Below are 20,157 nucleotides of genomic sequence, written 5' to 3'. Positions count from 1 at the left end.
CGCCCCTGGTGTTCGCCAGTATTTCGACGCATCATATTTGAAACTAGCCGCACAATTAATCTATCTGAATTATAACGCTTTAACACAAAACTAGCAAGATAGCTTGGAATCCTGTACAAAATAATAAAATAAGCAGAAAAATTTCTGCTTATTTTATTATTTATCCATATTTACTTAATCTAATTGATATTTATTGATATTTATCTACCTTAAGAAAAGAATATATAGTAATACTTATCTTTTGCTCAAAAACCTTTAGCTTTCTTTAACCTTTTTTAAAAGTTCTGTTAAAAACTTCTGTTGATCAGGAGTTGCATCAACCAGAGGCAAGCGAACCTTACCTGCATTCAATCCCATTTCATTGACTAAGAACTTAATCGGTACAGGATTAGCAGTGATAAAAATCCCCTTAAAAATGGGCATGAGTTTTAGATGCCATTCCAGTGCAGTATCAGGATCACCGTCAAACCATGCATCTACCATCTTCTTCATTTCATCGCCAACAACATGGGCGGCAACACTGATTATCCCGCTGCATCCGAGGGCGAGCATAGGCAGCGTAACAGAGTCATCTCCACTAAAAATCTCAAAATCTTTAGGAAGAATTCTTTTAAGTTCGCTGACTTGATCCATGACGCCACAAGCTTCCTTCAAAGCAACAATATTAGGGATCTCACTTAAACGAAGCACTGTTTCGGGCAACATATTGATTGATGTCCGGCCTGGAACATTGTAGAGCAAGATTGGAAGTGACGTCGCTTCAGCAATCGCCCGGAAATGCTGATATATTCCTTCTTGTGAAGGCTTATTATAATAGGGTACAACAGCCATCAGACCGTCAACCCCCGTATCCGCAGCTCGGCGAGCCATCTCGATACTTGATGCAGTATTGTTTGAACCCACTCCTGCGATAACCGTTACATTTTTACCGACAGTTTCTTTAACGACTTTAAATAATTCCAATTTTTCCTCTGTCGTTAAGGTTGGTGATTCTCCAGTCGTCCCCGAGACAACAATTCCATCGGATCCGTGTTCCACCAAATAGGTTGCCAGGCGCTTTGTCTCTTCATAATCCACTTCTAATTGGTCATTCATCGGGGTAACCATTGCAGTTAAAATCCGGCCTAAACCCATAAAACTCAACTCCCATCCTTTTTTATTTAATCTCCAAGGTGATATTTCTGATGTAAAGCTTGAACTGCCTTAACCATATTTTCTTTATCCACTAAAACCCAAATCGTCGTATGTGAGTCTGCAGATTGTAAAATTCGAATTCCCGCATCCGATAACGCCTCAACCATATCGGCCATTACTCCGGGAACACCGTGAATACCTGCGCCTACAACAGATACTTTCGCACAGCTGGGGACAACCGAGGGATTAAAGCCCATATTTTTAAGTATCTTAACCGCTTTATCGGCCTCATCATCTCGAACGGTGTAGTAAACGGCATCCGACTGAACACTGATAAAATCTACACTGATATCCGCTAGGGCCATTCCCTTAAAAATTTGTTTATTGGCTTGCAGGTTATCCGGCAGGGCTGAGGTTGGAACACAGATTTGAGTGACATTAGGGGTATGCGCGATCCCGGTAATGATTCGGTCTCCTGTTATATCGGTACCCGCTCCCATATCTGCCTGAATGCTTGTCACAAGGGTTCCTGGAGCGTCTGAAAACGTACATTTAATCCTTAAGGGAATATTACGCTGCATGGCTATTTCCACCGCCCGAGGATGAATGATCTTTGCCCCCTGATGAGCCATTTGACAAATCTCATTATACGTTACGACATCCAGAATACGAGCATCTTCAACAATACGCGGATCAGCGGTCATAATACCTTCAACATCGGTGTAGATATCGATAGCTTCCGCATTTAAAGCAACACCTAGGGCCGAAGCCGTTGTATCGCTTCCTCCCCGTCCTAAAGTGGTGACTTGCCCGTCCTCGGTTATTCCCTGAAATCCCGTGACAACAACAACCTTGCCTTGCTGTAAGTACTCTACAATAGTACGAGGTTCAATGCGGATGATCCGGGCATCGCCAAAGCTGTTGTTTGTTATAATGCCCGCCTGACCGCCCGTTAACAAGACAGCCTCAAAGCCTAAACTATTAAGAGTACTGACCATTACGGCACCTGAAATAACCTCCCCACAGCTAACCAAAAGATCTAATTCTCTCTGAGGAAGTTCAGGTGAGATATCTTTGACCATATTAATAAATGTATCCGTTGCGTAAGGATCACCTGTCCTACCAATCGCAGAAACCACAACTACGGGAGCATATCCCTCTCGAACAGCATCTGAGACCTTGGCAACAACTTGAGAGCGCCGTTCGGCTGTAGCTAAGGAAGTTCCGCCAAATTTTTGAACCAAAACTCGCACTTCCGAACTCCTCCACTCTACCTCTTTATTCTCTAGGGATCATTTATTTCAGAAGAAGTTCTGCAATTTGTACCGCGTTTGTAGCTGCGCCTTTACGAATTTGATCACCGACAACCCAGATGTTAAGACCCTTTTCAATGGAAAAATCCTCGCGGATTCTGCCGACATAAACTTCATCCGTATCTGAAGTATATAAAGGCATCGGATATTGGTCTTTGGCCGGATTATCCACGACAATAACACCAGGGGCTTTGCCTAAAGCTTCTTTAACTTCGGCAACTGTTACTTTGCGTTCGGTTTCAATATTGATGGATTCCGAGTGACTGCGGAATACCGGAACACGTACAGTTGTAGCTGTGACAGCCATATCCGGTACATGGAATATTTTACGGGTTTCCTTGACCATTTTCCATTCTTCTTTGGTATAATCTCCTTCTTGGAAAATGTCAATACGAGGGATTAAGTTAAATGCAATTTGATAGGGGAAAACTTTACTTATGATTTCATCCCCATTCGCTTTAGCACGGGCTTGAGCTTCAAGCTCCTCAATTCCTTCCCGGCCTGCTCCGGAAACAGCTTGGTATGTTGAAACAACAACCCGTTTAATTCCTGCTAAATCATAAATGGGTTTCAGAGCAACATTAGCAATAATCGTAGAGCAGTTGGGGTTGGCAATAATTCCTTTATGCCATTTTACGTCCTCAGGATTAACTTCCGGAACCACAAGGGGCACCTCAGGATCAAGGCGAAATGCGCTACTGTTATCAATAACGACAGCACCACTCTCAACAGCCGGCTTCGCAAATTCCGTACTTGATGATCCACCCGCAAATAAAGCGATATCGATATTTTTAAAACTATCAGGGGTGGTCTCCTGAACCTCAAGCTCACGTCCTTGCCAAGCAATTTTTTTACCTGCTGAACGTTTTGTTGCGAGAAGCCGCAACTCATCAACCGGAAAATTTCTCTCCGCAAGGATTTTTAAGAATTCTTGTCCGACTGCGCCTGTAGCACCAACAATAGCAACATTTGGCATGTAAGCCCCTCCTCAAAATTATATAAAATAAATGGGTGAAAAGGGTGCCGTGCTTTTGAGAAGCATGGCACCGCTTCAATAGTTAAATTTTCTCAGCGATAATCAACTAATAGCGGTTGAATTTGTTTTCCTTCACACGCTGCTAAGATCGTATCCGGGATCAAATTCATATGAGCTACTAATGAATTCGCTTTATTTACCGGGCTATCCTGCCCAAAAGGAACTAAATAAATATTTTTTGTTATCAGTAAAGTGCCAATATTTCGTGCATTGAGTCCTAAACCATCATTTGTTGAAATAGCTATGACTAAGGGTCGCTGATTCCGAAGATGGGCTTTAGCCGCCATGAGGACCGGCGAATCAGTTATGCCGTTGGCTAATTTCGCCAAGGTGTTTCCTGTACAGGGAGCTATCACCATACAGTCAAACTTTTTCTGAGGCCCGACAGGTTCAGCATCCGGAATGGTATGAATAGGTTCTTTGCTGGTAATTTCAGTGAATTTTCTTTTCCAATCCTCGGCGTTGCCAAAACGAGTATCCATGCTTTCAACAGCATAAGAGATTATTGGGGTAACATCTGCCCCCTCATCGACTAGGCGTTGCATTACTCCGGTAATTTCATGCAGTGTACAGTGAGACCCTGTAACAGCCATCCCAATCTTAAACCCGTTAAACTTCATTTCCTCGCACCTCCACTTCAAGGCTTAAAAGAAGTACTCAAAGGCGTGGTCAAGTGGCGAAGAATAAGCTGCGGGTATACTTGAGCAAGAATTTTACCAGCCGATTTCGGAGCTACAATTCCCGGAAGACCGGGAGCCAGCATCGCTTTTATCCCCAATAACTCAGCGTACTCAAAATCTGTTCCTCCTGGAATAGATGCGATATCAACAATAACCGCATCCTTAGACACTCGCTCTAAAATCACTTTATCCAGAATGAGGTGAGGAACCGTATTAAAAATAAATTCCGCCCGCCCAATCTCATCTTCAAGGTCAGCAAAATGGACGGCATCTATTCCCATTTCGGTCGCCCGGGCCAGATCTGCCGGCTTCCGAGCCACTCCTGTAACGTGAGCCCCCATTCCTTTTAAGGTTCGAGCGATTGTCCACCCGTTCCGCCCCAATCCTAGGACAAAACATTGACTTCCGTGAATTGTAATCACTGATGAATCCATCGCCATCGAAATCGCACCCTCAGCAGATGGAATCGAATTCAGTATGGCGATTTCATCCAGAAATGCAGTCTCAACAACTCGTATTCCCATCATTTCCGCGGCAGACTTTAAAGCGGGCCGTGCCCACCCAATAAACAGCGGAACATGTGTAGGAATGGCTTGCAGCACTTCCTTGTTAAGCACAATTGGAGAATTTGAATACTTTGCTTTGATGCCTCCGCGTTCGTCGGTACCGTACATAGGGAAAAGCAGAACATCGACATTTTTAACTGCTTCAATTAGGGATGATTCATGATGCAATCCCTGAATTGATCCTGCTTTTTCAAATCCGACCCCGACTATGTAGGCACCCAGTTTCTCCAGTTCGGGGATTAGAAATAGCTCTCGATCATCCCCTCCAATCACGGCCAGTCGAATTCCTTTCAGACCCGCACTCATCTTTATGCCCCCTTTGATGTGTCCCATGACTACTAATCAGTATATGAGAGCAGAATGAATGCGGTTCCCGAAGGAAGTTTCCTATTCGAGGAAATTCTCTAGTCCTATTACCAGTGATGTAAGTCCAAGTGCCTTTCGAATTGCCAGCATTATACCCGGCATATAGGTTTCACGGGTGTATGCATCATGCCTGATCGTCAGCGTTTGGCCCATACCGCCAAAAATTATTTCCTGATGAGCAATGAGTCCAGGCAGACGTACAGAGTGGATATGGATCCCGTCCACATCCCCTCCGCGAGCACCCGGAATTTTTTCATATTCGTTGGGATTTCCTTGGATCATAGGTTTACGAACTTCAGAAATCCATTCCGCTGTTTTCAGTGCAGTTCCTGATGGCGCATCTAATTTTTGGTCATGGTGAAATTCTATAATCTCGACATGGGGCAAATATTTGGCGGTTTCCTGAGCGAAACGCATCATAAGGATTGCTCCAATCGCGAAATTAGGTGCAATAAAGGCACCTGATTTTTCCCGCTCTACAAGTTCGCGAATTTCAGCAATTTCGGCTTCATCCAAGCCCGTTGTCCCGATAACCGGAATTACTCCTTCAGAAATTGCCAGCTTCGCGTTTTTCAAAACGGATTGAGGATTCGTAAAATCAACAAGGATATCCGCCTGGCTGGCTCGCAGCATTTCCGCATCAAGCGGACCTGACATGTCTAAGCCAATTCTGGAAATACCGAGAGCATATCCGATATCTACCTTGCTTTGACGTGTATCCGAAGCCCCAACCAACTGCATGTCATCTTGTTTAAGAATAGTTCTTACAACTTCTTGGCCCATTTTGCCGCCCGCACCGGCGACAAAAACGCGAATTCTTTTCAAGTAAATCCCTCCATTTGGACCTATCAATATATGCTAAAACCCCGTTGCTAAAAAAATAGCAGGTCGGGGTCAAAGTGATTTTCTTTTTATTGTAGTAAATTGTTAAAGTCGTGTCAAACAGAATATTTGCTCATTCGATCTGTTTTCTGATTCATATCGACAATGATTACCTCTGAACCCACCTTTTTAACGACTTGCCAGGGTATAACAAGAATATCGCGCTCTCGCTCTGCCATATTACCGAGAAAACCGCCAAATCCAGATCGAGACGTTAAAATGATGGCCTCAATTGCCCCGGATGACGATATCGCCAAGTCTGCATCACCTACAAGTCCAAGCTTCGCTCCATCATAAAGGTTAATAATTTCTTTCCCGGCTAAATCGCTTAACAGCATTTCCTGTACCCCTCCTACTTCTTAATTTTGATCCACGCCCGAATAGCAAATGGCTGAACAATAGCTAAAATCAAAGAGAATAAAGCAAGCGGCTCAACAATAAGGCCTGTTTCATTCAACCAATTTTCTGGGACCTTTAAAAAAGAAAGCAGAAGTTCAAACGAGAGATAAATCCCCCCTGCTGTACCTACAAGCTGTGCTATCGCATTGGACAAATTGCTCTGGCGCGGTTCGGTGCTGGAGCGCCACATCATCAGATAAACTCTTTCTTTAATCGAAAAAATAACTCCGATAGCTAAACAAAAAAGTCCTAAGGCCTGCATCCTTATCCCACCCCTCTATGGGATAGTATGACAAGGTTGACTCCCCTAGAACTTTCAATTGAACGCTCTACATTTTAATACCTGTAGAGCCGAATCCGCCATCACCGCGTTCACTGTCGGCTAGATCTTCAACGGAAATGAATTGAGCCAAAAAAACAGGCATAAAAACCATCTGAGCGATTCGATCCCCATTATACACCTTAAAAGATTCTTTACCGAGGTTAATCATAGCCACCTGAATTTCTCCGCGGTAATCCGAATCGATGACGCCGACTCCATTGACTAAAGTCAGCCCATATTTTGAAGCGAGACCACTTCGTGCAAAAATCAAAGCCACCACATCCGGTTGAGCTAACTCAATCCCGATTCCTGTCGGGATTTTTACCGCCTGACCGGGGAGAATTTCCAAATCCTCATCGAGAACCGCATGAAGATCTACCCCAGCAGCTCCTTTGGTGGCGTATTCCGGCACGATCAGTTTATGCTCCGGTCTCATGTTCTTGATTTTTACCGGAATGGTATTCATTCTTTTCCCTCACTCATCTATTTCCAATTTACTTTTTTAAATATGCTTTCCAAATCGATATCATGTCCTGCCGGTCCAAGCATAACTAAGCTCAGTTTATTTTTGACCCAAAGACGGTTCATGACTCTTTTTACATCTTCCAGAGTAACCTTTTCCAGTTTTTCAACCATTTCCTCCGGTGAAATCACTCGGTCATAGCATAATTCCGTTTTACCTAAACGGCTCATGCGGCTGCTCGCAGATTCAAGTCCGAGATAAAGTCCGCCTTTAATTTGGGCCTTTGTTTTTGCCAGCTCATCCGCGGTGATTCCGTTAGCTCTCATCTCCTGAAGCTCCGCCAGAATACATTCCACGACTTCCTGCGTATTGCTCGGAGTCGTACCTGCGTAGATTGCAAACATTCCCGTATCGACATACGTCGAGTGGTAAGAATAAACGGAATAGGCTAAACCTCGTTGTTCTCGGATCTCTTGGAATAAGCGGGAACTTAAACCTCCGCCTAAGATATTATTGAAAATATGCATCGGATAAATATCCTCATCATCTTGACCCAGTCCGGGTACCCCAATGATTAAATGCATTTGTTCTGTATCCTTAGTGTTATAGCGCTGAATCGCTTGTTCCTTTGGAGTTCCCTCAAGAATGCGCTTTCCGCCTCTCTTAAATTCGCCGAATATTGGCGTAAGCTTTTTGAGAACATCTTCATGATTGATCTTGCCCGCTACAGCAACGACCAAATTATCCGGAGCATAATGATGGCTGAGGTAATCTAAAATCTTTTCCCGGCTTAACCCGCGAATGCTTTCTTCCGTTCCTAAAATAGGTTTGCCTAAGGGATGATCATCCCACACATATTCTGAAAAGAGATCATGAATCAATTCGTCCGGGGAATCTTCATACATCTTAATTTCTTCGATAACAACCCTTTTCTCTTTTTCAATTTCTTTTTCATCAAATAAAGAATTAAAAAACATATCACTGAGGACATCAATCGATAAATCTAAATTCTCATCCAGCACTTTAGCATAAAAGCACGTAAACTCTTTAGTCGTAAATGCATTGAGCTGTCCCCCTACGCTTTCCAATGACTCCGCTAATTCTCGCGCCGTCCTGTTTTTTGTTCCTTTGAAAAGCATATGCTCAATAAAATGAGAAATACCCTCATTCCCTTCTCGCTCGTCGCGTGAGCCTGCTCCAACCCACAATCCAATTGAAACGGAACGGACGTAATCAATTTCTTCCGTAATGACACGAACACCATTCGGTAAAACAGCCTTTTGATACACTGTCTTCACATCCCCTCAGATAATTAAACGTAATTTCTTAAATTATTTCTACTAAGACTTACGGAAAAAACGGCTTGGCGCTTTGACCTCACGTTCCGCTAATAAAGGAACACTATTTATTTTCTTACCGTTTAACCAAACTTCAAAGGTTCCAAGCTCTTCGCCGGCTTGAATCGGTAGATTTGATTTAATCCAGTTAATTTTCTTTTCAATTTTTGGATGATCGCTTTTAGTTATACTAACATCTAAAGAATGTTCTGCCAAAGCTTTAAGCGGTTCATCATTATCCAATGAGAATTCGGCAACAGCCTCTCCTGCCTTGACGACAGAGACGGTTTCCGTTTGGTTAAATCCCCATTCGAGCATTCGCTGAGCATCCCCAAATCGATCAGATGCATGGAGAACAACGGCAATGAGCTGACGCCCATCTTTCGTTGCGGAAGCAACCAGGCATTTTCCTGCAGCATTTGTTGTCCCTGTTTTTACTCCATCTGCATAAGGATAATTCCAGAGCAGTTTATTCGTATTGCGTAAATCCATCATGAAATCGGGTTCTAAAAAATGAATCTCAGTTTCCTTTTGCCGGGTGATTGAAGAAAAGGAAGGCAGGCCCATCCCATAGCGGGCAATTAAAGCTAAATCGTAAGCTGTTGAATAGTGATTTTTATTAGGGAGCCCATTTGTATTCTCAAAATGAGTGTCCGTTGCCCCAAGGGAAAGCGCCTTTTGATTCATCATCCGAACAAATTGTTCTTCTGATCCTGCAATTTGTTCGCCAATAGCAACACAGGCATCATTTCCCGACTTTATTAATGCTCCCGTAATTAACTCATAAAGCGTAGCCTTTTCACCCGGATCAAGATGAATTGTTGATTCGCCGACGGCGGCCGCCTTGGAGCTAACTGTCACAACCTCATCAGGTCTCCCCAGTTCAAGTCCTAAAATGGCGGTCATTATTTTTGTCGTACTTGCCGGCGGACGATGTGTATGGGCTTGTTTATCGATAAGAACATCTCCGGTAACAGCATCCATGAGTACAGCCGCATCAGCACTGATTTTAGGCAGTTCTGTTCCCTTATTTTCTTCTTTAGAATTGGACTTATTCGTTTTTTGGCTGACACCGAAAGCTTTTTTGGGTTTAGGAACACTCTTTGCTTTGCTTTGGGTTGCAGCGATTACGCTTTCCTCAGAGGTTTGAGTTAGATTCATCGCTTGAACAGGTTGAACACTCCATATCGTTAAAAGAAGTACGCAACAACAGGCCTGCATCCATTTTTGCCTGGACATTGAACCACCTCACAATTTAATGCTATGAGGTAGTATTACCTGCAGGCTTCAATGTTATCAATTCTGATAACTTCAACATTCGAAAACCTTCCTGATTTAATCCATTTAAAATTCTCGGAAGGGCTTTAACTGTATTTTCCTTTGGATGCATGAGAACAATTGCGCCTTGTTTCTTCGGCTTAATTCCGAAGCGAACGGCCGGGTTCAAAATGCGTTGAGCGATAATCTCAGGTGTGCTTTCTGGGCGCCAATCGACGGTATCCAGCGTCCATAATATCGTCTGATATCCTAAATTATGTGCAGCCTTTACACCTGATGCCCCTTTTTCGCCGTAAGGCGGAGCATAATAAATTGTTTTACATCCTGTCAAGCCTTCGATAATCTTTTCGGTCTTTACAATTTCCTGCTCATTGGCAGCGATGGATAATCGATCAGGATGAGGATGAGAATAACCGTGATTTTCTATCTCATGACCTCGAGCTAATATTTCTTTAAGAAGTTCAGGATTTTTATTTGCCCAGCGGCCCGTTACGAAAAAAGTCGCTTTGGCATGACCCTGATCCAGCGCATCGAGAATACCCGGGATATATTCTTCTCCCCAATCGACATTGATCGTTAAAGCAATAGCCTTTTCTTCAGTTTTAATCTGTTCAATCGGATCAACTGCGGATGCAGTTGAATGAACAACTTTTTGTTCAACAAAAAGACCTAAAAAAAGCACAAAAGTTAGGCCCAGAATTCTCAAGGCCCGGCGTGAAAGTTTAAAGTATAGATACATCGGCCTACCCCCTTACATTACAGATGTATGCATAGGCAGACCGATGCAGAAGTTACAGAAAACGATTTACTTCTTGAATTCGGATTTTGAATAGTGATGATTACCTGCGTTAGCATTTGGATTTGGATTTGGGTTCGGTATAGCTTCCTTGCGGGACAAATTCAGACGGCCTTGCTTATCAATTCCCGTCGCCTTAACAAGAATCTCATCTCCAACTTTAACCACATCTTCGACCTTTTCCACTCGATTATGGGCGAGCTGTGAAATATGAACAAGACCCTCTTTGCCACTTAAGCCTAATACGCCGGGAATTACTTCTACAAAAGCCCCGAAATCCATAATCCGGGTAACTTTACCTGTATAAATCTTTCCTACTTCAACTTCTTGAGTTAAAGCTTGAATAATCTTCAGCGCTTTTTCCCCTGCTTCGCCATCAATAGCGGAAATAAATACGCGTCCATCATCTTCAATATCAATCTTAACGCCAGTCTCGTCGATGATCTTCTTAATGGTTTTACCGCCAGGTCCAATGACATCACGAATCTTATCCGGATGAATCATGGATGTGATAATCCGCGGTGCATATGCTGAAAGCTGAGTTCTTGGTTTATCGATAATAGCCAAAATTTTATCGAGAATAAACAGACGTCCCTTTTTGGCTTGCTTCAGAGCTTTATCCAAGATTTCGCGGGAAACGCCTTTAATCTTAATATCCATTTGAAGAGCGGTAACCCCTTCACTTGTTCCGGCAACTTTAAAGTCCATATCTCCGTCATGGTCTTCAAGTCCTTGAATATCTGTGAGAATCGCAATTTGATTTTCTTCACTGATCAGACCCATGGCGATACCTGCAACCGGAGCTTTAATCGGTACGCCGGCATCCATGAGGGCAAGTGTACTTCCGCATACGGACGCCATCGAACTTGATCCATTGGATTCCAATACTTCGGAAACAAGACGGATCGTATAAGGGAATTCCGTATCACTTGGAATAACCGGAACTAAAGCACGTTCAGCTAAAGCTCCATGACCAATTTCACGGCGTCCGGGCCCTCTCATGGGGCGAGTTTCCCCTACGCTGTACGGCGGGAAATTATAATGATGCATATAACGTTTTGATTCTTCAAGTCCAAGACCGTCAAGAATCTGCTCATCTCCGACTGCTCCTAAAGTAGCTACTGTCATAACCTGAGTTTGACCCCGGGTAAAGAGACCCGTTCCATGCGTTCTTGGGAGCAGACCCACTTCAATCGTGATCGGACGGATTTCATCAAGGGCACGGCCGTCCGGGCGAATATGCTCGACTGTGATTAAACGGCGAACAATGCGATGGACTAAATTTTCGAGAGCGCGATCTACATATTTCAGGTCTTCCGGGTATTCTTCTGCAAAATGAGCTAAAGCCTCTTCTTTTACGCTGCCGACGGCCGCTTCCCGTGCTTTTTTCTCTTCGGTCCGCACGGCTTGATCCATTTTAGCAAAGGCATATGCATTGACTGCTTCGACGATTTCATCAGGGATCTTATCAATTTTAAGTTCTTGCTTTTCTTTAGCCAGTCCTAATTCCAAAGCTTCTGCGCGATATTTCCCAAAAAATTCGCAAATTTTTTGAATTTCACTATGTCCAAACATAATGGCTTCAAGCATCTGCGCCTCCGGTACTTCCTGAGCGCCCGCTTCAACCATCATTACCGCATCTTTTGTTCCAGCCACCGTTAAATGCATTCTGCTTTTTTCTGCTTGCTCAACCGTAGGATTGATAATAAACTCATCCCCGATTAAACCCACTGTAACAGCGGCTATTGGTCCTTCAAAAGGAATGTTGGAAATGGTTAACGCTGCTGAAGCAGCATTAACTGCGGTAATATCTGTAGCGCAATCCTGATCAACAGACATAACCATGGCTACAACCTGAACATCATTCCGGTAACCTTCCGGGAACAACGGACGAATCGGACGGTCAATGAGCCGTGATGAAAGAATAGCCTTTTCGCTCGGACGACCTTCCCGTTTAATAAATCCGCCCGGAATTTTTCCGGCTGCATATAAACGTTCTTCAAATTCAACAGTCAAGGGAAAAAAGTCAATTCCCTCACGTGGTTCTGTACTTCCTGTAGCAAAAGCAGAGATAACTGTTTCTCCATATTGGCAAAACACTGCACCTCCGGCCTGTTTGCCGATCTTTCCGGTCTGAACGGTTAAAGTTCTTCCCCCAACCTCAATAGACCGTTCTAATACTCCTTGTTGCACAATGGAACCTCCTTAATTCTATCCACATCTTAACTTGTTTCCTCTTCGACATGATATTATTATTTCCTGCATTTTGGATAAAAAATCTCTCATACAGCATATAATTTGCAAATGTATAAAGAAAGAAGCAGAAATCTCTTCTGCTTCTCATCTTTCTCCGTATTTCAGATAAAATTAGTGACGTAAACCAAGCTCGTTAACGACATTCCGATAACGATTGAAATCCATGTCTTTCAAATAATTGAGAAGAGCACGGCGTTGTCCAACCATTTTTAAAAGTCCGCGACGAGAATGATGGTCTTTTTTATGAATTTTAAAATGCTCTGTCAGATAAGCAATACGTTCTGTCAGAAGTGCAATTTGAACTTCCGGTGAACCTGTATCTCCTTCATGTTGTTGGAATTTTGCAATGATTTCTTTTTTCTTTTCAGTTGTTAACATGTTCCAATAACCTCCATTTTTTAAAATCGCCTGCTGCCCAGATGCCGCCGGAGTTCGTCCACCCGAGTCAACGGTTCAGATAATTCGAATGTATTTTACAGGAAAATTTATGATTTGTAAAGAGCATTCTCTCTCAGATCAAGTTCTCCTTCGTCTTCCAGAACCCTTTGAGTATGTTCTTTATCCTTTTGCAATTGATTCAGCAATTCATTAATGCTTGAAAATTTCCGTTCATCCCTTAAACGTTCCACGAGATACATGGAAAGCATTTTGTCGTAAAGATTTCCGTAGAAGTTAAGCAAATGAACCTCTACGGTCGTCTCGTATTCCGTGTGGAAGGTAGGCTTCTTTCCGATGTTCAGCATCCCCATAACTTTCTGCCCGTCAAACTCAGCCCAAACGGCATAACTCCCGGGTTTAGGAACCAAAAGATCTTCACAAACTTCTAAATTTGCTGTGGGATAGCCTAAATCACGCCCTCTTTGTTCACCATGGATAACCCTGCCACAAAGGAAAGGATACCTTCCCAGCATTTTCTGAGCCTGACGCATGTCTCCCTGAAGCAAAGCCTGGCGAATGCTTGACGAAGAAATCACTTCTCCCCCCATCGTCTGAGCCTGCAGTACACTAACCCCAAACCCATATTTTGGGCCTAAGCGCTGAAGATCTTCCGGACTGCCCTTTCCTTTCGCACCAAATGAATAGTTAAAGCCAACCATGGCATAACGCGTGCCTAATCGAACAAGAATGTCCGATACAAATGTTTCGGGGGGTATATTGGCTGTATCATGATTAAATGGGAGAAGGTAAACCGTATCCACCCCAATTAGCTCCAAGAGTTTAAGTCGTTCCTCTGAAGTTGTCAGAAGCCCAATCATTTTCTCAGGAAAGAGCACCTTTAAGGGGTGCGGTTCATAAAGCAGCACACTTAAACCTATACCCATTTTTCTTGCAATCTGTAAGCCACTCTCCAGCAAGCGCCGGTGTCCCAGATGTACACCATCGAAATTGCCTAAGGCGAGTACACAAGGTTTGATCGGCTTTTCGGGTAACTGTCTGATAACCTGCACCGAGTATATACCTCCTCATGACTGCTAAAAACTTGTCACTTAAAATACTTTATAAGGGATAAGAGAATCGTCCTCGCATTTTCCTATCCCGATAAATTCTTCACCTGCAAAAACTTGCACAGTTCCTTTATCAGGAAGTTTCTGTCCTGAAATCATTCTTTGAGAGGTTGATAACCCATGACAAAAGGCTTCCGCTCTATCTGACGTCAGAACAATCACCGGCAAATCTAAAACACGGTTCATGGGGATCAGAAACTCCTCATTATCTTGATCTAACGCATCAGAAATCTGTTGCAAAGTCCGGCTTTCTTCGAGCTTAAACGGTCCTGAACGCAGCCGAACCAGCTTCGACATATGTGCTCCGCAGCCTAAGGCTTCGCCAAGATCATAGCATAATGTTCTAATGTAGGTTCCTTTAGAACAGTCCACTTCAAAAATAGCCTTAGGGTACTCCCCTTCCTGCCAAGACAGAAGCTGCAGCCGCGAGATCCTAATTTCGCGGGGCTGCCGTTCTACTTCTATTCCTTGCCTGGCAAGATCATAAAGACGCTTGCCCCTATATCGAACCGCCGAATACATTGGAGGGATTTGTTGGATTGATCCAATAAATTGAGGGATTATTTTCAGAAAATCCTCTTGTGTGATCTCAGGCTTTACCGAACGAAGGACTTCTCCTTGAGCATCCTGAGTATCTGTAACTATTCCGAATGTTATTTCAGCCCGATAAGCTTTTCCTTGTTCGGTTAAATATTCGGCTAACCGTGTCGCTTTGCCCACACAAATCGGCAATACACCATTGACTTCCGGATCGAGCGTTCCGGTATGTCCGACTTTACGGGTTTTTAAATGCTTTCGCAGCCAAACAACAACATCTGAAGAAGTCATACCCACGGGTTTATGGACGTTAATAACCCCGTCCAAGGCTTAACTCCTCCTCAATAGCTTTAATCACCGATTTTCGTGCTTCCCCAAGAGGGACTTCCATCGTACAGCCGGCAGCTCTCTTATGACCGCCGCCGCCAAATTTACTCGCTAATGCGTTAACATCAAACCAAAGGTTCGAGCGAAAGCCAACCTTAATAATTCGCTCTTCTATCTCTTTAAAAAGAACCGCTACCTCTACTCCCTCAATACTCCGGGCATTATTGATAAGCCCTTCGCTGAGGCTGTCATGTGCGCCCGTCTCAACAAAGTCATTCTTATTCAATGTCATAACGGAGAGCTTACCCTCTGCATAAAGTTTCAGCCCTTTTAGTGCTCTGCTTAAGAGTTCAATCTGAGCCAACGGTTTTTGATCAAAAATACGGTGGTGAATTTGGAGTAAGTCAATTCCGCTTTCCAGTAGATCAGCGGCTAAACGATGTGTCTTAGGGGTTGTATTACTAAACTGAAAGGATCCTGTATCCGTTACAATTGCTGTATAAAGATCGGTTGCAATCTCTTGGTCAAAAGGTACACCAAGTTCTTTGATAAGTGCCATGATAATCTCTCCCGTGGCACTGGCATCAGACTGCACACAGTTTAGCATTCCAAACCGTTGATTTGAGATATGGTGATCGATATTTATAATAACTGCATCCTTTGAAAATTGACTGATTTTAAGGTTGACACGCCTCAAATCCGTACAATCAACAAAGCATAATGTTTGAGGCAGCGGGTCTGGCAGAATATTTCGAACCAAATCTGCGCCCGGTAAAAAATCTAAATTATGCGGAACCAAGTCTGGATTAAATAAATAGACCGTTTTTCCCATTTTTTTAAGAGCTAATCCCAAAGCCAGCATTGACCCCATACAATCCCCGTCAGGTGAAACATGGGAGAAAAGCGCCACTTCCGGCGCTTTCCTTAATTCATTGACAATGAATTCAAAATCATTATTCATCATGAGAATCATCCTCATCCCCAGCTTCTTCCGTATGAACCTCGCGTAAAAGCTCAGCGATATGAGCCCCATGCTGAATTGATGAATCATACTTGAAGACAATTTCCGGAACATGTCTTAGGCGGATCCGCTTGCCGATTTCGCTTCGAACAAAACCAGAAGCCCGTTTAAGTGCCTCCATCGAATCCTTGCTTTTTTGCTCATCTCCTAAGACGCTGATAAAGACTTTAGCATGACCCAGATCGTCGGCGACTTCCACGCTTGTTACAGTTACAAAGCCAATCCGAGGATCTTTTAGATCCTCCCGGATCATTTGTGATATTTCTTCTTTTAAAGTCTCTCCCAGACGACTTGCTCTGTGCTTTGCCATAGTCATCCCTCCAGGGTTAGATTAGAGCTCGCGTTTCACTTCTTCCATAATAAATCCTTCAATGACATCGCCTTCCTTGATATCATTAAAGTTTTCTACGCCAATCCCGCATTCGAACCCTTCCAATACTTCTTTAACATCGTCCTTGAAACGCCTGAGGGACTCAAGATTGCCCTCATGAATGACTACGCCGTCTCGAATCACACGAACTTTTGAGGCCCGGGTGATTTTTCCTTCGGTTACATAGCTTCCAGCTACGCTTCCAACCTTAGGCACTTTGAAAACTTGGCGAACCTCTGCTCGCCCTTGTACAACTTCTTTAAAATCAGGATCAAGCATTCCGCTCATAGCCGCCTTAACATCTTCAATCGCATCATAGATGACACGATAGAGTCGGATGTCCACGCCCTCTAACTCAGCTGTTGCTTTCGTGTTCGAATCCGGTCGAACGTTAAAACCAATAATAATTGCATTCGAAGCCGCAGCCAACATAATATCGGTCTCTGTAATCGCCCCAACCCCGCCATGAATGGCATTGACACGAACTTCACTCGTGGATAATTTAAGCAGGGACTGTCTTAAAGCTTCGATAGATCCTTGAACATCCGCCTTGATGATGACATTGAGTTCCTTGACTTCTCCCTCTTTAATCCGGTCAAACAAGTCTTCCAAGCTGACTTTTGTAAATTGCCGCGCCTCTTCAGCCTTTCGTTCGTTTGCACGAGCTGTCGCAACTTGACGAGCATGTTTCTCATCTTCTACAGCATTGAAAACATCTCCCGCATCCGGTACTTCGTTAAGCCCCTGAACTTCGACTGGCATAGAGGGTCCCGCCTTTTTAACCCGACGGCCTTTATCATCAACCATCGCCCTGATCTTGCCAAAAGCAGAACCGGCTAAGATAATATCTCCAACATTAAGCGTTCCTTTTGAGACTAGAACAGTTGCAACAGGTCCCTTACCTTTATCAAGTTCTGCTTCAATGACTGTACCTGTCGCCAGACGATTAGGATTCGCTTTAAGCTCCCGCATTTCAGCAACAAGCAGGATCATTTCAAGTAATTGACCAATATTTTGTCTTCCTTTTGCGGATACCGGGACAGCAATTGTATCGCCACCCCATTCCTCAACAACTAGACCATATTCCGTCAATTCTTGTTTAACGTGATCCGGTTGAGCATTTTCTTTATCAATCTTGTTAATAGCAACGATAATCGGAACTTCTGCTGCTTTAGCATGGTTAATTGCTTCAATGGTTTGAGGCATAACACCATCGTCTGCTGCAACAACAAGAACTGCGATATCTGTTACCTGGGCACCGCGAGCACGCATAGCGGTGAAAGCTTCGTGGCCCGGCGTGTCAAGGAAGGTAATCTTTTGGCCTTTAATTTCAACTTGGTAAGCACCGATATGCTGGGTAATTCCTCCAGCTTCGGAAGCTGTAACGTTTGTTGCTCTGATGGCATCAAGTAAAGATGTTTTACCATGGTCAACGTGGCCCATAACCGTAACAACAGGAGGCCGGAAAACCATCTCAGCTGGATCATCTTCGATTTCTTCAATTTCAGTTAACGGCTTCTCAACTTTAACCTCTACGGTTACGCCCATTTCTGTCGCAAGAATCGTAGCGGTTTCCGCATCAATTTCCTGGTTGATTGTTGCCATAACGCCTAGATCCATAAGCTTTTTAATAAGCTCACCTGATTTTCGGCTCATTATGGCAGCTAGATCTTGAACCGTTAAAGATTCTGGAATTACGATATGCTTAGGAGTCGTATCCCGTACTTCTTTGGGCTCGTTCCTATTACTGCGTTTATGCTGACGGGTACGAATATCCTTTTCCATCTCTTTCTTACGTTCGAAATATCGATCTTGAGTTTTCTTCTTCTCATTATTTTGGCGTTTTGGTGGTTCGAGTGGTGAAGATGCTGGTGCAGCCTGGGGACGTGCAGCCCCTGGGCGCGGACCTTGCGGACGGTCTCCCATCCCTGGACGCGGGCCATGCGGACGGTCTCCCATCCCCGGACGCGGGCCTTGCGGACGGTCTCCCATCCCCGGACGCGGGCCTTGCGGACGGTCTCCCATCCCCGGACGTGGGCCATGCGGACGGTCTCCCATCCCTGGACGCGGGCCTTGCGGACGGTCTCCCATCCCCGGACGTGGGCCATGAGGACGATCTCCCATCCCTGGGCGTGGACCTTGCGGACGATCTCCCATTCCTGGACGTGGACCTTGCGGACGATCTCCCATCCCTGGGCGTGGACCTTGCGGACGATCTCCCATTCCTGGACGTGGACCTTGCGGACGATCTCCCATCCCTGGACGTGGGCCATGCGGACGGTCTCCCATCCCTGGACGCGGGCCTTGCGGACGATCTCCCATCCCCGGACGTGGGCCATGCGGGCGGTCTCCCATCCCTGGGCGCGGGCCTTGCGGACGATCTCCCGTCCCTGGGCGTGGGCCTTGCGGACGATCTCCCATTCCTGGACGTGGGCCTTGCGGACGATCTCCCATTCCTGGACGTGGACCTTGCGGACGATCTCCCATTCCTGGGCGTGGGCCTTGCGGTCGATCTCCCATTCCTGGACGTGGGCCTTGCGGACGATCTCCCATTCCTGGGCGTGGGCCTTGCGGACGATCTCCCATTCCTGGACGTGGGCCTTGCGGTCGATCTCCCATTCCTGGACGTGGGCCTTGCGGTCGATCTCCCATTCCTGGACGTGGGCCTTGCGGACGGTCTTCCATTCCTGCACGAGAACTTTGGTGATGGCCTTCCACTCCAGCTTGAGGTTTTAACCCGGATTCTTTTTTATTTTCTCCTGGGGCTAAAGTGTGGGGCATCTCTTTATCTTGCTCCTTACCCTTTGGATGAGTCACTTGGGCACGGAGACGATCTGCATCCGCCTTTTCTACAGCACTTAAATGATTCTTTACGTCAACTCCCATGTTTTCTAACTTTGCCATAACATCCTTACTACTTAGGTTTAATTCTTTTGCTAATTCGTGAACACGAATACTCAATACAACCACCCCCACTTATTCAGCACCCGATATATACTCCAAGCCGTCAGCTCCTTACCTTTAAGATCGCTTTGGCAAATCCTTCATCCATCACTAAAACTGTTGAGCGTTGCGATAAACCAATAGCTTTTCCCAACCCCACTTTGTTACCTTGGATAAGTACCGGTATCTTTAAATCTTCAGCCCATTGTGTGTATTTTTTATGAGTACCCGGCGCATCTTCAGCCAAAATAAGCAAATTGCCTTTGCTTTTTTTCAGCATAGCTTCAACTTGAGACTCGCCGGAGGTTATTTTTCCTGCTCTGCGAGCAATACCCAACAAAGAATAAATCCGTTCTATCACGAATCGGCCAGCTTCCCTTCTAATTCTTGAATCAATTCTGGAGAAAGAGCGATGTCCAATGCCTTTTGAAACCGATTGCCTTTTACTGCTGCCTTAAGGCACTCTACTTGCGGACAAATATATGCGCCTCGGCCATTACGTTTTCCTGTTGGATCGAGTTCAACGGTTCCTTCAGGTGTCCGGACAATACGTACAAGTTCTTTTTTAGGTTTCATTTCTTGGCAGCCCAAGCACATGCGCATCGGAATTTTACGCGCCTTCATTC

21 protein-coding genes are annotated in these 20,157 nt (G+C 44.7%); all 21 read right to left on the bottom strand.

All coding sequences use genetic code 11. The features are described from left to right. Positions 1 to 255: 255 nt before the first annotated feature. On the bottom strand, positions 256 to 1,134 hold the full coding sequence (dapA, locus tag ACHOLT_RS09055; RefSeq protein WP_425807410.1) for a 4-hydroxy-tetrahydrodipicolinate synthase: 879 nt from the start codon (positions 1,132 to 1,134) through the stop codon (positions 256 to 258). 26 nt (positions 1,135 to 1,160) lie between these two features. Then, a complete protein-coding gene (gene dapG, locus ACHOLT_RS09050) occupies positions 1,161 to 2,387 on the bottom strand; it encodes an aspartate kinase (RefSeq protein WP_425807408.1) in 1,227 nt (408 codons plus the stop codon). Positions 2,388 to 2,430: 43 nt separating this feature from the next. Then, the gene (locus ACHOLT_RS09045; protein ID WP_425807407.1) at positions 2,431 to 3,423 is read right to left on the bottom strand and encodes an aspartate-semialdehyde dehydrogenase; all 993 of its coding nucleotides are present in this window, start codon (positions 3,421 to 3,423) and stop codon (positions 2,431 to 2,433) included. A gap of 92 nt (positions 3,424 to 3,515) precedes the next feature. Then, on the bottom strand, positions 3,516 to 4,103 hold the full coding sequence (locus tag ACHOLT_RS09040; RefSeq protein ID WP_425807406.1) for a dipicolinate synthase subunit B: 588 nt from the start codon (positions 4,101 to 4,103) through the stop codon (positions 3,516 to 3,518). A gap of 17 nt (positions 4,104 to 4,120) precedes the next feature. Continuing rightward, positions 4,121 to 5,035, bottom strand: coding sequence for a dipicolinate synthase subunit DpsA (gene dpsA / locus ACHOLT_RS09035; RefSeq protein ID WP_425807405.1), 915 nt, complete (start codon positions 5,033 to 5,035; stop codon positions 4,121 to 4,123). Between the two features lie 81 nt (positions 5,036 to 5,116). Then, the gene (gene dapB, locus ACHOLT_RS09030; protein WP_425807404.1) at positions 5,117 to 5,920 is read right to left on the bottom strand and encodes a 4-hydroxy-tetrahydrodipicolinate reductase; all 804 of its coding nucleotides are present in this window, start codon (positions 5,918 to 5,920) and stop codon (positions 5,117 to 5,119) included. A gap of 113 nt (positions 5,921 to 6,033) precedes the next feature. Then, entirely contained in the window at positions 6,034 to 6,315 is a 282-nt protein-coding gene (locus ACHOLT_RS09025; RefSeq protein WP_425807403.1) for a YlmC/YmxH family sporulation protein, read from the bottom strand. A gap of 14 nt (positions 6,316 to 6,329) precedes the next feature. Further along, on the bottom strand, positions 6,330 to 6,638 hold the full coding sequence (locus tag ACHOLT_RS09020) for a hypothetical protein (RefSeq protein ID WP_425807402.1): 309 nt from the start codon (positions 6,636 to 6,638) through the stop codon (positions 6,330 to 6,332). 67 nt (positions 6,639 to 6,705) lie between these two features. Beyond that, positions 6,706 to 7,164, bottom strand: a complete 459-nt coding sequence (gene dut / locus ACHOLT_RS09015) for a dUTP diphosphatase (RefSeq protein ID WP_425807400.1) — start codon at positions 7,162 to 7,164, stop codon at positions 6,706 to 6,708. A 17-nt stretch (positions 7,165 to 7,181) separates the two neighbouring features. Next, positions 7,182 to 8,450: a M16 family metallopeptidase gene (locus ACHOLT_RS09010; RefSeq protein ID WP_425807963.1), complete on the bottom strand. Its 1,269-nt coding sequence runs from the start codon at positions 8,448 to 8,450 to the stop codon at positions 7,182 to 7,184. A 51-nt stretch (positions 8,451 to 8,501) separates the two neighbouring features. Then, the gene (locus ACHOLT_RS09005; RefSeq protein WP_425807399.1) at positions 8,502 to 9,737 is read right to left on the bottom strand and encodes a D-alanyl-D-alanine carboxypeptidase family protein; all 1,236 of its coding nucleotides are present in this window, start codon (positions 9,735 to 9,737) and stop codon (positions 8,502 to 8,504) included. Between the two features lie 22 nt (positions 9,738 to 9,759). Continuing rightward, positions 9,760 to 10,515 carry a polysaccharide deacetylase family protein gene (locus tag ACHOLT_RS09000; protein WP_425807397.1) on the bottom strand — a complete coding sequence of 252 codons (756 nt, stop codon included), beginning with the start codon at positions 10,513 to 10,515 and terminating at the stop codon, positions 9,760 to 9,762. 66 nt (positions 10,516 to 10,581) lie between these two features. Next, positions 10,582 to 12,765 (bottom strand): polyribonucleotide nucleotidyltransferase, encoded by a 2,184-nt coding sequence (locus ACHOLT_RS08995; RefSeq protein ID WP_425807396.1) that lies wholly within the window; start codon positions 12,763 to 12,765, stop codon positions 10,582 to 10,584. Positions 12,766 to 12,939: 174 nt separating this feature from the next. Next, complete coding sequence (gene rpsO / locus ACHOLT_RS08990; RefSeq protein ID WP_425807394.1) at positions 12,940 to 13,206, bottom strand: 30S ribosomal protein S15; 267 nt, start codon at positions 13,204 to 13,206, stop codon at positions 12,940 to 12,942. Between the two features lie 107 nt (positions 13,207 to 13,313). Then, a complete protein-coding gene (locus tag ACHOLT_RS08985) occupies positions 13,314 to 14,276 on the bottom strand; it encodes a bifunctional riboflavin kinase/FAD synthetase (protein WP_425807393.1) in 963 nt (320 codons plus the stop codon). A 39-nt stretch (positions 14,277 to 14,315) separates the two neighbouring features. Further along, entirely contained in the window at positions 14,316 to 15,197 is an 882-nt protein-coding gene (gene truB / locus ACHOLT_RS08980) for a tRNA pseudouridine(55) synthase TruB (RefSeq protein WP_425807391.1), read from the bottom strand. After that, entirely contained in the window at positions 15,181 to 16,161 is a 981-nt protein-coding gene (locus tag ACHOLT_RS08975; protein ID WP_425807390.1) for a DHH family phosphoesterase, read from the bottom strand. Before ACHOLT_RS08975 ends, truB begins: the two co-directional genes overlap by 17 nt. After that, the gene (gene rbfA, locus ACHOLT_RS08970; protein WP_425807389.1) at positions 16,151 to 16,528 is read right to left on the bottom strand and encodes a 30S ribosome-binding factor RbfA; all 378 of its coding nucleotides are present in this window, start codon (positions 16,526 to 16,528) and stop codon (positions 16,151 to 16,153) included. The genes ACHOLT_RS08975 and rbfA overlap by 11 nt, the downstream gene beginning before the upstream one ends. Positions 16,529 to 16,549: 21 nt before the next feature. Continuing rightward, on the bottom strand, positions 16,550 to 19,549 hold the full coding sequence (gene infB, locus ACHOLT_RS08965) for a translation initiation factor IF-2 (RefSeq protein WP_425807387.1): 3,000 nt from the start codon (positions 19,547 to 19,549) through the stop codon (positions 16,550 to 16,552). A gap of 46 nt (positions 19,550 to 19,595) precedes the next feature. Continuing rightward, complete coding sequence (locus ACHOLT_RS08960; protein ID WP_425807386.1) at positions 19,596 to 19,892, bottom strand: L7Ae/L30e/S12e/Gadd45 family ribosomal protein; 297 nt, start codon at positions 19,890 to 19,892, stop codon at positions 19,596 to 19,598. Beyond that, entirely contained in the window at positions 19,889 to 20,155 is a 267-nt protein-coding gene (rnpM, locus tag ACHOLT_RS08955) for an RNase P modulator RnpM (protein WP_425807385.1), read from the bottom strand. Before rnpM ends, ACHOLT_RS08960 begins: the two co-directional genes overlap by 4 nt. Between the last annotated feature and the right edge of the window lie 2 nt (positions 20,156 to 20,157).

The sequence above is a fragment of the Desulfitobacterium nosdiversum genome (genome assembly GCF_049860565.1).
Lineage (GTDB): Bacteria > Bacillota > Desulfitobacteriia > Desulfitobacteriales > Desulfitobacteriaceae > Desulfitobacterium_A > Desulfitobacterium_A nosdiversum.
The sequence above is the reverse complement of the archived record's forward strand: the minus strand, read 5'-3'. Positions and strand labels throughout refer to the sequence as shown.